This window comes from Polaribacter sp. KT 15, assembly GCF_900143115.1.
GTDB lineage: Bacteria > Bacteroidota > Bacteroidia > Flavobacteriales > Flavobacteriaceae > Polaribacter > Polaribacter marinaquae.
This window is the reverse complement of the sequence record NZ_LT670850.1, coordinates 2,645,873-2,663,140: the sequence shown is the minus strand read 5'-3', so window position 1 is coordinate 2,663,140 and position 17,268 is coordinate 2,645,873. Positions and strand designations below refer to the sequence as shown.

Genomic DNA, 17,268 nt, shown 5'->3' with positions numbered 1-17,268 from the left:
TTTAACTATTAATTGTATCCTTGATTTTGAGACCAACGATTACCTGTTAATTGAATTTCTATTGCCGGAATTGGAAACAGCTCATTTTTACCCGTTTGAAAACCAGAAATATTAGCTGCTGCTTCTCCCGTTCTTACTAAATCGAAAAATCGATGCCCTTCACCAGCTAATTCTAATCTTCTTTCATTAAAGATAATAGCTGTTAAATTTGCTCCGGTTTCTGAAATATTGTGTAACATATCTCCAAAAGCACGTTGCCTTACTAAATTTAAATATTCTAAAGCCTTAGCATCATTTGCCGATGGTTTTCTATTATGAGCTTCTGCAGCCATTAACAAAACATCTGCAAAACGAATTGCTCTGTAATTATTTGGATTTGTTAAATTTCTATCGGCTTGTGCATCTGCACCTCTTTTTCTTGGTAAATATTTTTTATTAAAATAACCAGTATGCTCGAAACCAGTATTAAATTCTGCTCCTGTTTGAGTTGCCCAAGCATTGATATCTAAAATTGTTATATCTTTTCGCATGTCACCGTCTTCAAAAGCATCTACTAAATCTTGCACCGGCACGTTAAAACTAAAGCCAGAAGTAAACTCTGGTCCTTCATAACCTCTTACACCGTTAAAACCAACAGCAACATTACCTTCACTACACTGTAAACAACCAAAACCTGCACCTTGCGTTTCTGTATATTGAACCTCAAACACAGATTCTACACTATTTTCATTATCATTTTCAAACAAATCCATAAAAGTTGCTGCATCTGTAACTAAACTATGCGGTCCGTTTAAAATTAAATTATCTAAAACATCGGCAGCTTCTGTAAATTTATTCTGATATAAATATGCTTTACCCAATAAAGCTTCTGCAGCTCCTTTTGTTACTCTACCAGTTTCTGCCTGAACGTATGGTAAATTGTTTGCAGCAAAAATTAAATCTTGTTCTATTTGTGCATAAACCTCTGCTTTTGGAGTTCTATCTACATTAAACTGATCTCCAAAAAGAATTCTTTGATCGACAACCAAAGGCACATCACCAAACCATTTTACCAACTCGAAATAATAATAAGCTCTTAAAAATCTTGCTTGTGCAATAACTTCTTCTTTACCAGAAAAATCTATTTTGTCTTTAAATTCTAATATATAATTCGCTCTGTTTACTCCTGCAAACATCCAACCCCAGATATCTCTTAATTGCTGATTTTCGGATGTATGAATCATGTCATCAATTTCTTGAATAGCAACTACATCTGTTGCACTTTCTCCGCCAGCTAATGTATTATCTGATGCTATTTCACCTAGCAAAACGTTTAAATATGAAGATTGTAACATATCATAAGCGCCTATTAGAGCATTTTGATAATCTTCTTCTGTATTAAAATAATCTTCTGAGTTTTCTGCTGTCGATTCTACATCAACAAAATCATCACTACAACTCGTAATTAAAATTGAAGAGAATAAAAAGAAAGCTAAATATTTTATATGTAATTTTTTCATGGTCTATTTTTTAAAAATTAACATTTAATCCTACTAAAAAAGTCTTTGGCGTTGGATAAAATCCTTGATCAATTCCGCCACCAATCGGCGCTCCGTTAGAAGTTGTTGGGTCGTAACCTCTATATTTTGTTAACGTAACTAAATTATTAGCTGATACATAAAAACGGAATTTGCTTAAACCTACTTGTTCTAATATTTTCTGATCTAAAGAATATCCTAATTGTATGTTTTGCAACCTTACAAAAGAACCATCTTCTACAAAAAAGTCAGAAAAAAGTACGTTACTGTTTGCTCCTGTTGTAACTCTCGGAAAAGTATTTGATGTTCCAGCACCTGTCCATCTATCTAAATAATATCTTGGTCTGTTTGTTAATGGTAAATTTCTTTCGAAGTTTCTTACAATTTCATTTCCAAGTGATGCAAAAGCATACATGTTAAAATCGAAATTTTTATAATCAAAAGAGAAATTTAAACCCATAGTTACATCAGCAATAGGATCTCCGATATAGGTTTTATCTTCATTTGTAATCTCACCATCGTTGTTGATGTCTCTAAACCTTAAATCTCCAGGATTTGCATTTGTTTGTGTTGCGTGTGCATCTACTTCTGCTTGTGTCTGAAAAATTCCGTCAGTTTGATATCCGTAGAAATAACCAATTGGCATACCTGCTTCCATTCTAGAAGGAGGATCTTGCCCTACGCCAAAAGAACCGCCAAATAAAACACCGCTTTCATTACCTACAAATAAAACTTCATTTTCTAAAGTTGTGAAATTGTATTTAATTCCGAAGTTAAAATCATCTGAGATAGTTTCTTTATAACCAATTGAGAATTCAAAACCTTTATTTTCTACGGTTCCTGCATTTACAATAGGACTTCCAGAACCCGGTGCAGAAGCTCCTAAGATTCCTGAAACTTCTGGATTTAGTAATAAATCTTCTGTTCTTTTGTTAAAATAATCTGCAGTAATATCTATCTTATTAAAAAGCTCTAAATCTACACCAATATCTAAAGGAATTTGTTTTTCCCATTTAATTTCTGGATTAGAAATTGCCCCAAGTGCAGTACCAAATTGTAATTGATTGTTAAAAACATATTCTCCTTCTCCTGATAATGTAGAAACAAAACCGAAGCTCGAAATTCTATCGTTACCAATTACACCATAACTAGCTCTTAATTTTAAGAAACTTAATACAGAACTATCTTCTAAAAACTTTTCTTTAGAAGCTACCCAACCTACAGATGCAGTAGGGAAATAACCAAATTTATTTTTAGGTCCAAAATTAGAAGATCCATCTCTTCTAATTACTGCCGACATTAAATATTTTCCGTCATAATTATACTGTAATCTTGCAAAATAAGATAGTAACCTACTATCAAAAAAACGTCTTGGTTGATTACTTAATGCTAAATTATCTTGCGATGTATCTGAACCTGCAACACTAACACTTTCTAATGTATTACCATTGGCTCCAAAACCTAATAAATTAGATTCGTTAATTCCTTGAGATCTAAAAACCGATGTACCTAATAACACTTTTACATCATGAACATCATTAAATGTCTTTTCATATTTTAACAAAGCATCAAAAGTATAATCTTTATAAGTTTGTTCGCTTTCAAAAACAGATGAAGTATTATTTGCATCTGTTAAATCTGCAAGAGCACTTACCGTATTAAAAACCTTACCAGAACCATAATAAACCTCTGGACTATAACTTTTTGTTTTTACTGATGCATGGTTAAACTGAATTCTAGATTCAGCAGAAAATCCGTCTAAAAATGAATAATTTAAACCATAACTACCCGCAAATTTATTTACCCAAGTTCTATTGTAAGAATTCTCTGTTTGTGCTAAAGGATTTACAACTTCTATACCAACACCTGTATTTGGTGCAAAAGAATAATCGCCATTAGCATCTCTAACAGAAATATTAGAAGGCATATTTAAGGCGTTAAACAACACAGATCCCAAAGCATTTTCTGGCAAACCTCTTCTATTTGTATTTGTATAAATTGAAGAAGAAGTAAACTTTAAATTCTTTAAAATATCTGTACTAAAATTAAATTTAGCTGTGGTTCTATTAAAATTCGCTTTAGAACCACCTACAATACCATCTTGATCTAAATGAGAACCCCCAAATGAATAGGTAGATTTTTCGGTACCTTTAGTAGCATTAAAATCTATACTAGAAATTGCTGCATCTTTAAAAACTTCGTCTTGCCAATCTGTACCAACACCCAAACCGGATATATTACTAAAAGGTAAAGACTCTGCGTTAGCGGCAAAAGCTTCATTCGCTAAAAGAGCATACTCTGTAGCGTTAAGTAAACTGATGCTTCTTGTAGTTCTTTGAAAACCTGCATATGCGTTTAAGTTATATTTAAACTCAGTATTTTTTCTACCAGATTTTGTTGTAATAATGATAACACCATTTGCACCACGAACACCGTAAATACCAGCCGAAGCATCTTTTAAAACATTCATAGATTCGATATCAGAAGGATTGATCACACTTAAATCTTCTATAACATTACCATCTACCAAGATTAAAGGATTGTTGTTTCCGTTTGTAGAAATACCTCTAATTCGAATATTTAAAGCAGCACCTGGTGCACCAGAAGAAGATGTTATGTTAACACCAGCAACTTGCCCTTGTAAAGCTTGCTCTATTCTTGTTGGCTTTAAATTCTGAATTTCTTCACTAGAAACTACAGCAACTGCACCTGTAATTTCCTTTTTTCTTTGTGCTCCGTAACCAACTACAACAATTTCATCTAAAGATTCAGATTCTACTGTTAAGGATACATTTAAATTACTAGAAGTAACAGTAACCTCTTTTTCTGCATAACCTAAATATCTAAAAACTAAAATTACTCCTTTATCTATATTAGTTAAAGAGTAATTTCCATCGAAATCTGTATTAGTTCCTTTAGATGTACCTTTTAATATAACACTAACTCCTGGTAGCGGATCGCCAGTAGCGGCATCTTTAACAACACCTTTTATATTTACAGTTTGTGCAGTTGCACAAAAACCTATAAATAATAGAAGTAAAAATGTGATTTGTTTTCTCATAAATAAAGAGTTTTATTTTTTTGATAAATTTAACATCAATAAATTATTAAATTAATAAAAAACACCTGAACAAAAAACATACATAGCAATTTTTAACTAAAAACACTTTATAATCCCTTGTTTTACATAGAAAGATTAAGTTTTAAAAACTTAAGTTAAATACCGATGTTGTGGTTATGTATAGGTCTTAACACCTCTTGATGTGGTATTAGATATCCAAAATATAATTTGTTAAGTTGATATCGTGATCCAAATCCATCTTTTTACGCAATCGATACCTCTTTACTTCAACACTTCTTGGTGATATATTTAACAAAGGAGCAATCTCTTTTGAAGACAAATTCAATCTAAGGTAAGCGCACAACCTCAAATCATTAGGGGTTAAATTTTGATGTCTATCTTTCATCTTATCTAAGAATTTTTGATCTGCATTATTAAATGCTTCTTGAAACATTTTCCAATCGTCTGTATTGTTTAAGTTCTTATCTATAATTTTAACAACCTTCGTAATGTTTTGTTCCTTACCTTTAAGAAGTTCTGTTTTCAAATTACTTAAAAACTCATTTTTCTTAATAATACTCATTGTAGATGTTGCCAATTCTCTATTTTTACTAGCAATATCATTTCTTAATTTTTCGTTATTAAGCTTGATAATTTTTTGAGAACTTTCTAATTCTTTTAGCTCTAACTCTTTTTGAGCTTTTAACAAAAGCTTTTGCTGTTTATCGTTGTAATATTTTTTAGATAAAACATACCAAATAAAGACCATCAAAATAAAAATCAAAATATACACAACAATTGCAAATTCAGATAAAAACCATGGCTTCGCAATATTAAAATTAAAACTAGCTACATTACTACTAACTTTACCAGATGCTAAAGCTCTTACCTTAAAAGTATAATTACCATGTGGTAAGTTCTCAAAGAGTGTTTTATTTGATTCAGAAAAAGTACTCCATTTACTATTGTAACCTTCTAATTTATGTTGATATGTTAAACTAGATCCACTTTTAAAACTAGGAACACTGTAAGAAAACTCCACGCTATTTTCCTTAGTTTTAAAATTAGCTTCTTTGGTTAAGTTTACATTTTTAAATGGCTGATCTATTTCGTAATTAATAACATTGGTTATATTAATATTAAAACTCTTAGGAACCTTTATCTTGTTTAAGTCTACTATTAAGTATCCGTTTATTGTACCTATTAAATATTTTTCATTTTCTAAATGAATAATATTTTCGAAACCAGAAGCACCTTTATATAAAGTATTTTTAACTGGAATAATATTTAAATTTGGTTTATCACTTAAAGCTCCAGGACTTAAATACCGAAGTCCATCACTTGTAAAAGACCACAATTTATTAGTTGTATTATCTGCAATTAATTTTGCAGATATAAAATTCCTTTTTGGCAATAACTCACTGTAAGTAGAATCAATTTTAAAAACATTATTAGTAAAATCATACTTAAAAACACCTTCTTTAGATGCGTATAAAGCTTCATCTTTGTATTTAAGAAGACTAGAGTGTAAGCCTTTGCGAACAGACCCTTCTTTTTCTAAACTTATAACACTTCTTAAATCTGCATCAACCTTTAGTTTAAAGACTCCTTTATATTCATGATTTACAAAAATTTCAAAGTTGTCAAATATCAAAAAATATCTACTAGAGTTTTTAAAACCACTAATCTTATTTCTTACAACCCAATTGTCATTTTTTTTCTGTAAAACATATAAACCGTCGTAACTTCCTTGTAAAACAAAGTCTTTATCAAAAGATTTAAAATCCCAACTTCCTTGGGAATCAAAAATTAATTTTGCTTTTTCATCATCAATTATAAAAGTTCCTGAATCATGACCACAAAATAAAGTTCCCTTAATTGATTTTAAGTTCCAAACTTGACCTTGCGTACCTTTAACAAAAGCAAAAGATTCCTTTGTATTGTATTTTTTAACAAATAACCCTTGGTTTGTTCCTAAATACATATTTCCTTTATGTAATAAAGATGTATAAATCGTACCCAAAAACTCTTTTTGATTTGAAAACGTTTTAAAAGGAGAATTAAAATTCACAAGATTAATTCCGTTATCTAATCCTAACCATAAATTTTTTTCAAAATCTTCAAAAATAGATAATACTGTGTTATTGCTTAAGCCTAAATTCTGATTGAGTTCATATTCAATTTCACCAAATTTATTTAAGTATAGTAATCCATTAGAAATTGTACCTAAAACAAAAGATTCGTTTGCCAATAATTCCGCACTATAAATAGTATTATTATCTAATTTAGTAGCTGCTTCAATTTTCCATTTTAGCACTTTGTTATTCTCGAAGTAATAAAACCCTTTATTTTGTGTTAAAAAAAGAGGCTTTCCATTAAAGTGAAAAATATTTGTTAATTTGTTATTTTTAAATATTTCATTTTCAGAAACTAAAAGAGACGCGCCATTTTCAATTCTAAACAATCCCTTTTCGAAATCTTGAAAATAGACTACATCTTTTACTTTAGCAATCTTAGTAATTTCATTAAAACTTTCTATAATTTTTATTTTCTGAGTTTCTAAGCTGTATAAATATATTCTTTGCAAAGACTTAAACAACACCCATCCATCCAACTCTATTATCTCCCAAATTTGCTCATCTTCTAGCATTTTTACCTTTTCAGTTTCAACTAAAGAAGAAAATTTAAGTAAACCAAACTCATCCTTTTCCCAAAAACCGAAATCCATAAAAAATCCTGTATAGATTCTGTTAGAAATGCATTTTACAGAACGCATTATAGTTTCGTTTGGTGTAATGTACAACTGCCAATCTTCCCCGTTATACTCTAACAAACCCTTGTTATTTGCTACATATATATATTTATTATCAGATTGTGAAATAGACCAATTTTGATTTTCACCACCATATTCTTCTGTTGTAAAAACATCGATTGGTGGCACTTCTTGAGAACATAAATCCCCCACAACAAACAACAAAAAAACAACAACAATACTTGTAGATATATAATTTTTCATATTTTAAATATGTATGGTTTTATTAAATAACAATTGCTTAAAATTAAACATTTTATAAATATTAGTATAGTTATTTTTAATATATATTTTATCAATAATTTATTTCATCTTAATTAAAACTATCTTAAATTAATCCAAAAAAAGAAAACACGTGTAAACACCTAGTTAACAAATCAAGTATTTATTACTTAAAAACCTAGTCTTTAATTGATTGTTGTATTGTTAAAATTTTAACATTATATTTGCATTTGACACTAGTGTTTTTTAAATAATAAATCTTAATAAATGACAAATGTTTTTCTTAGGATTCTTGAATTTGGGGAAGTTCAGAATCTAAAAAACAAAAGAAATAACTTTATATTATCTTTTTTGTTAATTGCATTTTTAACAATTACTAACAATTCTTATTCACAAACAATTCCTGGTACGGGTACAGTAACCTCAAATTGCGGTAACTGTACACCTACAAATTGGTTAGATACTGGTGGTACACCAGATATTTCTAATAGATTTAATACGGGAGGACAAGGAAGTGCAGGTGGTAATGCTACTTGGGTAAACCCTCTACCTCTGCCTCCAACAGGAGACTTAACATGGGTATCTATTAGAGATATTGGAGATGGTATAGGTTTAGCTGGTTCAGAAGAATCTGTTACTGCTACTATGGGAGAGTTAGTGGCAAACAAAATTTATATTTTAAAAATTTACACACTTACAGCTTTATCAAATGCAGATGGTACTGATCCAGCCAATTCTTATTATTCTGGAACTTATATGGATCAATTTGATTTTGAAATTGATAATAATGGAAGACAAACTATTTCATCTATAACTAGAGATAAATGGGGAACTAACAATATTGTTTTTATTGCACAACCAAATTCTGGTAACATGAATATCTCATTTTACCCGAGAACGGATGCAGACGAAGGTCCGTTTCCATATCAAGGTTTAGAAAGTTTACAAATAGCAATAGAATTAAATGCGATCGAAGAATTAGATACTGATAATGATGGCGTACCAGATATTGTAGATGTTGATGATGATAATGACGGTGTTCTAGATACAGAAGAGTTAACAGTAGGTGCAACCACTTATGATCCTTTAGGTGATGAAGATGGTGATAAACTGCCAAATTATCTAGATACTAGAGATGATGGTACTGGTGATGGCTCTAACACAAGTTATATAGATTCAAACTCAGATGGTGTTCCTGATATTTTTGATTTTGATAATGACGGAATTCCTAATCACTTAGATTTAGATACCGATAATGACGGAATTCCCGATAACATCGAAGCTCAAACCACAAATGGATATATTGCCCCAAGTGGATCTGTTGGAAACGGATTTACCGATATTGACAATGATGGGTTAGACGATAATTATGATCCAGTAGTTGCTGGTGGAACAGCAGGTGTTGCAATTATTCCTGTAAATTCTGAAAATGACGGAGAGCCAGATTATAAAGACTTAGATTCAGATAATGACACTGTACCTGATACTGTAGAAGCTAATTTAATTTTAAGCGGCAACGTTGGCGAGAATGGTTTAGATAATATTTATGATAATGAAGATAATTATACAGACGTAAACGGATCTTTCGATAATACTCAAGTAGACAACTTTCCAGATCAAGACAATAATGCTAATTTAGGATTGCCAAATGACGTAAATTGGAGAGATGTATCTGTTGCTGGTTTTATTGATACAGATGGTGACGGTATTGCTAATTCTGTAGATATCGACAATGATAATGATGGTATTATAGATACATTAGAAGGTTATGCAACCGAATGTGCTAAATATGATAATGGATTTATAGAATCTGAAGTTAGTATTGTAAATTCTAATAATATTATTGGAGAACCAGACGGTAATTTCGGACAAGTTTATAACGGCACTAGTACCTTTGACTTTGATTTCGGACAAACCTATCCTGCAGGAACTCAATATCAAATTACTTGGAGAAGAAGAAATAATGTAACTACGGGCACAGCATATATAGATTTAAGCGAATCTTCTGACAACAACACTTATGTATTACACCCCGTACGTCCACAAAGTACTAATAATGTTACTTTTCAAAATACAATTGTAACTTCAAACGTAAGTTTTAGATATCTTAAATTTGCAAAAGGTACTATAAACACAGTAGATTATGAAGTTGATGCCATCGGAATTATACAAAATACAAATTGTTCTTTAGATAGTGACAATGATGGTGTACCAAACTATTTAGATTTAGATAGTGACAACGATGGTATTCCAGATAACATTGAAGCGCAGGCTACAAACGCATACATAGCTCCTAGTGGTGCACCAAACGCCGGTTTTACAGATGCAAATAATAATGGTTTAGATGATAATTATGAAACTGCACAAGGTGGTACAGATATTACTCCTGTAAATACGGATAATTCTAATGACACCATTCCAGATTATTTAGATTTAGATTCTGATAATGACGGAACATCTGATAGAGCAGAAGCTAATTTATCTTTACACGGTAATTTTGGTTTAAATGGTTTAGATTCTAGTTATGAGAATTCTGACAATTATACAGACGTTAATGGTAATTTCGATGAAACTCCTTTTAACGACTTTCCAGACAATCCTACAGGTGGCGAAATAGATTGGAGAGATAATACAAGTACTTTTATTGATACTGATGGAGATGGAATTCCTAACAGTGTAGATTTAGATGATGATAATGACGGAATTTTAGATACTGTAGAGGGTTGTGATGCTGCCTCTATCGTATCAGAAAACCTATCTTTTACAACCGTTTCTGGTTCTGGATTTAGCTATAATGGTAACAATTTAAACTTCACAAACGGAACCGCCAATTATGTAAACAGTACGCATTCACCTGATTTTTCTACTTATGGTGTAAATAATGACTTCGAAATGAAATTTACCATTAGTGGTAACTATACAGACTTTACGGATAGAAGAGTTGTTATTGGAATTAATGAATCTGGTACAGATTCATCCAATAATTGGCCAGATGTAGATTTTTCTTTTTATGTAAGAGGTACCAATGAAACACTACAAATCTATGAAAACGGTAATTATATAGGGAATTTCGGAAGCGGAGCAAGTGGAAATATACTAAGTATCAGAAAAACAGGTACAAATGTAAGTTATTTAGTGAATGGTAATGTTGTTTATACAAGTGCACAAACCGCAAATGGAAATGATTATTACATTGACAGTTCTTTTTTCGGACAAACTTCTAACTTCGATTTAAATAATTTCCAAATAGAATATATCGATCCTGCAGATGATTTTGATGGCGATGGAATTCTAAATTGTTTAGATTTAGATTCTGACAATGATGGAATACCTGATAATATTGAAGCTCAAAGCACTTTAGGCTATACCGCTCCAGATGGTATTTATGATGCCAATGGTGTTGATACTGCTTATTCTGGTGGTTTAACTCCAGAAGATACAGATACAGATGGCGATTTTGATTATTTGGATACAGATTCAGATAACGATGGTAAATTAGATAATTTTGAAGCAGGCCTAACTTTAACAGGTGTATACGGCGTAAATGGCTTAGACAATGCTTATGATAACGGAGATAATTATAACGACGTAAACGGTTCTTTTGACAATTCGCAAAGTAATAATTTTCCTGATGAAGATGGTGATGTATTTAATTCTGGAGATGTAGATTATAGAGATGATACTTTTACAAATGATTACGATGGAGACGGCATTAGTGATGAATTAGATTTAGATGATGATAATGATGGTATAGTAGACGCTATAGAACTAGGACCTGGAAGTTGTTTAATTTCAGATCCAACAGGAGGCATATTAAACTGGAATAATGAATTCACAAACGGAGATACAACTTTTATTTCTGGTGATGATCCTTTAGGTACATCTGCAAATTTATCTAATAACAACGTAAATATATTATTATCTAGAACCTCAAACGTACTTAGTGAAAGTGAATTTAGAGTAAACAATGCAACAACCACTAATAGTTCTTTTAATTTAAATCAAGGAGCCTCTTTTTCTGCTTTTTCTAGACATACTATTAATTTTGATGCTCCTGTTTTTGGAATCAATTTTACAATTTACGATGTAAATGTAGATGTGAATACAATTGCAATTGATAGAGTTAAAATAATCATTACTAAGCAAGATGGTACAACCTACAATCTTACGGCAGCTGACTATGCAACTGGTGCCTCTAACTCTTTTACAGGTAATAATACTTTCTTAGGTACAAGCACAGCTTCATCAAATATAACAATCAACTCAATATCAGAATGGATAACACAAGTTCAAATTGTTTATGAAAACGCAGGTTCTGGTAGTATTACTGCCACTCAAAATATTGCAATTGGCGATATCGGTTTTTGTACTCCAATAGATAGCGACGGAGATTCTGTATTTGATTTTAGAGATTTAGATGCAGATAACGACGGTATTCCAGATAACATCGAAGCACAAACTACTTCAGGCTACATAGCGCCAACAGGTAGTTACAGTCTTTTTGGTATAGATTTAGCATATGATACAGGTATAACGCCTGTAAATACAGACGAAACAGGTGAGCCAGATTACTTAGATTTAGACTCAGATGATGATGGTATCAACGATATTTTAGAATCTGGTTTAACTACTTTACCTAACAATGGTAGTACAACTACCAACCCAGTTGGTAAAAACGGTTTAGATAACACATTAGATAATGGCGATGATTATGTTGATGTAAACGGTTCTTTTGATAATACACCTACAGATAATTTTACAGACGGTGATGCTGATGTTAATATTGGAGGAGATTTAGATTATAGAGATGACATTATTGGTGTAGATACAGACGGAGATGGAATTACAAATGACATTGATATTGATGATGATAATGATGGTATACCAGACATTATAGAGGATCAAGCAGACGCTTCAATTTCACCAACTTTCGCAACAAATCCAGATGCGTATTGGACATTAGACAATAATTCTAACGATGCTTCTGGTAATGGCAATAACGAAAGACCAGAAACAAATCAACCAGATTATTCTACAGATGCAATTCAGGGAACACATTCAGCTGAATTTAATGGAACTAATGACGTTTTAAGATATAGTCAAGATGGCGGTTTTATGGAAAGTACTTATACACATATAAGTTTTTCTGCATGGATAAAACCAGATGACGTTTCAGGGCAAAGAGTTATTTATGAAGAAGGTGGTGCTACTAATGGTATAACATTATGGATTAACAATGGTGTAATCACATTATCAACTCGAAACGGAGGCGCAACTAGTCAAAGAGATTTAGCACACCCTGTTTCTATAGCAGTTGATAACGCATGGCATCACGTAGCCGCAACTTTTGTAAACGGTATTTTAACTTTGTATGTAGATGGTAACCCAGTAAGCTTAGATATTTCTGCAGACTACACAACAATTCCTAATCATACGAATGATGGTGGTCTTGGTGGTCCAATTGGTGGGGCAACAGGCGCAGGTGTTAATGGTTATTATTCTGGTTTAATTGATGCTGCCAGATATAGTAATACACCTGCAGGAGTGTTTTCTGCTGAAGACATTTCAACAGAAGTAGCTTTAGGTAGCGATTCAGATAACGACGGAATAATAAACAGCTTAGATATTGACGCAGATAACGACGGTATTCCAGACAACATAGAAGCACAACCAACAATTGGTTACATTTCTCCGAGTGGATCAGATACTGATAACGATGGTTTAGATGATGCTTACGACCCTGATTGTGCTTTAGCGGCAGATTGTGCAGGTATTATTGGTGTAGATTTAACTATTCAAGAAAATACAGATGCATCACTTACAAACCCAGATACAATTCCTGATTATCTTGATACCGATTCTGATGGTGACGGACTATTAGATATTGAAGAAAATGGGTTTACAGATAATACTGTAAGCGGAACAGATTCTGATAACGATGGACTAGATGATAATTTTGAAGGAGCAAATACAAATGACAGATATGATGTTAATGATGAAATTAACACACCATCGCAAGATTTACCAGATGAAGACTCAGATGTTAGTACAGATGATGTAGATTATCGTGATGAAGATTCTGATCCTGTAACACCAGACTTTACAGGAAATACTTTGTGGTTAAGAGCTGATAAAAATGTAACCGGAGGTAATACAGTTACGCGTTGGGAAGATCAAACAGCTAGTTTAGATTTTGATGCTACTGCCGGTCAAGAACCAGACGCAAGTATTGTTGCTAATAATTTAAACTTTAATCCAACAGTAACTTTTAATCAAGCAAACGGAGATGGTTTATCATACACTGGTCTTTTAAACCCTAGAACAATGTATATTGTATACAACGATCAATCTAATACAGATTGGGCTACTCCATTTACACACAATGACGGTGCTGGTTTAGGACATGGAAATGGGAACACAACTAATGGTACAGATTTTGTTTTTGATACCACTTTTAATCCAATAGAAGTAAGAGATGGTGTGCAATATGTTAACGGTTTAGAAACACAATTAACAGCGCATCCAAGACCTGATACTTTTGAAATGCATTCTAGAATATTCACTGCAAACATTTCACCAGATTCAGAAGGATCATATACTTACACAGTTGGTAGAGACAGAAACTTTACAACAAGAGTTATAGATGGTAGCGTTGCAGAAGTTATTTTATACAGTGACGCTCATTCAGATGCAAAAAAACAAAGTGTAGAAACTTATTTAGCAATTAAATATGGTTTTACTTTAAGCAATACCAATAATACTTCTGTTACCGACGGAGATTATGTTTTAACAGATGGTAATACTAAAGTTTGGGATTACACTGCAAACAGTAATTTTCATAATGATATTGCTGGTATTGGTAAAGACGATGCAATGGCTTTAGATCAAAGACAATCTAAATCTGTAAATTCTGATGCATTAATTACCATTGGTTTAAATACAATTGCAGCAACCAACTTAGCAAATTCAGGTAGTTTTTCTAAAAACAAAGATTTCTTAGTTTGGGGTAATAACAATGGTAACATAAACTCAATTACAGAAACAGAGTTAGTTTGTGCGCCAGAAAAAACAATTGGTAGAACTTGGAAAATCGTTGAAACAGGAAGTGTTGGTTCTACTCAAATTACAGCAAATAAAGCAATTTTAGACGCTGCATTAACAACACCTAATACAATTAAAGTATTAAAAGTAGCAGATGATGCAAACTTTACTTCTAATGTAAACTACGTGTTGTTAACTGATACTGTTATAAATTCAGAAAATGTATATGCTGCACAGTACGATTTTAATGGTGTAAAATATTTTACATATTCAGAGATTAACGGTATTTTCTGGAATGGAGACGCAAATGCTTGGACAGGTGGAAATAGTAGCCTAATTGCTGGCGGACCAAGTACAAATGCTGCAGACCGTGACAAAGTTATGGTTATCGACTCTCAAACATCGCTTACACACGCAGTTTTAACAGAAAATGTTGTAGTTGAATGTGTTTGGATAAAAGATGATTCTAAACTAATGGTATCAGACAATAGATATTTAGAGTTTGATGAAGATTTTATCTTAGACGGAGAAATGAAATTAATTGGCGACGGTCAATTGATACAAACACATGCTGGTTTTTCTAACGTACAAGGTAACGGTAAATTATACAGAGATCAACAAGCTGTTGTGCCAAGTATTTACAGATATCATTATTGGTCTTCTCCTGTAAGAGAATTAAATCAAGATTCTTTTAGAGTTAAAGAAGTTATGAAAGATGGTAACGAACCTACTTCTGCGGCATCTACAATTACAGAAATAGATTGGTCTGGAAACGGTAACATTTATGATGGTGCACCTGGTGTTGCAGGCGTTACACCAATTAAAATTGCACCTTATTGGATCTATTCTTATTTTAATGGTACTACGCAAGCAGAGTATGTTCAAAGAAGAGAATCTAGCCCAATAAAAAGAGGACAAGGTTACACGATGAAAAGTACAGGTCAAAACCCGCAAAACTTTACATTTGTTGGTACACCTAACGATGGTTCTATAACTTTTGATGTTGATCCTGCCACAACAAGTTTATTAGGGAATCCGTATCCAAGTGCTTTAGATGCAACAGATTTTATCAATACAAATATCAACGAAATCGACGGTACAATTTATTTCTGGGAACATACAGGAGAAGACAAAGCGAATCCTGCAAGTTCTGAAGGTCATAATTTAACAGGATATCAAGGTGGATACTCTCAAAGAAATATTTCTATGGGAATTGCAGCCAACGGTGTGGGTAGCTTACCTGCATTAGTTTTTGATTGGACAGATGCGATTTTAAGTGGTAACACTTTAACTCAAACTGTATCCGGAATTACAACTACAGTAACAAAGTCTGCTGGAAACATTGGTTTATTACCTAATACCTTAGGTGTTGGTGGTACTTTAGGAAACATTATTGGTGATCTTGGTTTAACAACTAGTACTTATGATATTACTTTTGATTTTAACGCGAAAGTAGATTTAAAATCTATTTATTTATTTAATAATGTAATTCTACCATTAACAAATCCAACAGTAACCTTAACTCCAAACGGAGGAGCATCACCGGTTACACAAGAATTATCAGGAATTACAGGACAAGAAATTACTTTAGATTGGGAAGATGTTACATCTTTTACGATTACAACAGACAGTCCTTATAATTTAATAATAGACGATTTAAAATTTACGAAAGGAAATTTACCAAGTTTAGGTGACGGTGTTTATCATGCGCCTAACAGATATATTGGTGTTGGTCAAGGATTCTTCGTTTCATCTTCATCTATTGGTGGTAGAATTAGATTCGAAAATTCACAAAGAAATTATAGAGATAATAATTATGCTGCTGGCGGAACTTTCTTCTTTAAATCAAATCAGAAAAAATCTGCACAAGATCAAGAAACTAGTTTATTACCTAAATTAAAATTAGGGTTTAACTACAATGTTACAGATGAAATTAAATCGCATAGACAGATTGGTATCTCTTTTAGAGGAAACAATACTTTTGGTTATGATAATGGTTATGATAGTGATATTTACGATTTAAACAGTACAGATTTTTATTGGCATTTTCAAGAATACTCTAACAGAAAGTTAATTATAGCGGGTGTACCTTCTCTTGAAAAAGATATGGAAATACCATTAAGCGTAATCATAGGAACCAACAACAGTTTTACTGTACAAATTGATGAAGTTGAAAATATTGAAGACAATATCTATTTATTAGATAAGTTAACAAATACGTCTTACTTATTAAGTGATACAGCAACTGAATTAAACGTACCTGTTGGTACATATACCGATAGATTCTTTATTACATTTGCTAGTAAAAATGCTTTATCTGTAGAAAATGATACTATTTTAAGCAAGAATTTAGAAGTATTTATGGATAATGATAATCGTGAAATTGTAATTAGAAACAGCGATTTATTAAACATTAAAAAAGTAGAGTTATATAATTTACTAGGTCAGAAAGTAAATACCTATTCAAATTTAGAAAACGGTATAGAAAACAGACTTAAAATTAACAAACTACCAACCGCCATTTATACAGTGAACTTGGTTACAGAAAAAGGGAAAATTTCTAAAAAATTACTCATAGAATAATTTTAAAATAAAAAACCGAAACTTAAACGTTT

4 protein-coding genes are annotated in these 17,268 nt (G+C 31.9%); 1 reads left to right on the top strand and 3 read right to left on the bottom strand.

What is annotated here, in order from left to right; translation table 11 throughout:
* Positions 1-8: 8 nt before the first annotated feature.
* The 3 genes from B5464_RS11785 to B5464_RS11775 all read right to left on the bottom strand — a co-directional run bounded on the left by B5464_RS11785 (position 9) and on the right by B5464_RS11775 (position 7,594).
* Positions 9-1,499 carry a RagB/SusD family nutrient uptake outer membrane protein gene (locus B5464_RS11785; RefSeq protein WP_079738514.1) on the bottom strand — a complete coding sequence of 497 codons (1,491 nt, stop codon included), beginning with the start codon at positions 1,497-1,499 and terminating at the stop codon, positions 9-11.
* Positions 1,500-1,509: 10 nt separating this feature from the next.
* Positions 1,510-4,578 carry a TonB-dependent receptor gene (locus B5464_RS11780; protein ID WP_079738513.1) on the bottom strand — a complete coding sequence of 1,023 codons (3,069 nt, stop codon included), beginning with the start codon at positions 4,576-4,578 and terminating at the stop codon, positions 1,510-1,512.
* A 208-nt stretch (positions 4,579-4,786) separates the two neighbouring features.
* Positions 4,787-7,594 (bottom strand): triple tyrosine motif-containing protein, encoded by a 2,808-nt coding sequence (locus B5464_RS11775; protein WP_079738512.1) that lies wholly within the window; start codon positions 7,592-7,594, stop codon positions 4,787-4,789.
* Between the two features lie 285 nt (positions 7,595-7,879).
* Here B5464_RS11775 and B5464_RS11770 point away from each other — a divergent pair, with 285 nt between their 5' ends.
* Positions 7,880-17,236, top strand: a complete 9,357-nt coding sequence (locus B5464_RS11770) for a LamG-like jellyroll fold domain-containing protein (RefSeq protein WP_079738511.1) — start codon at positions 7,880-7,882, stop codon at positions 17,234-17,236.
* Positions 17,237-17,268 lie beyond the last annotated feature (32 nt).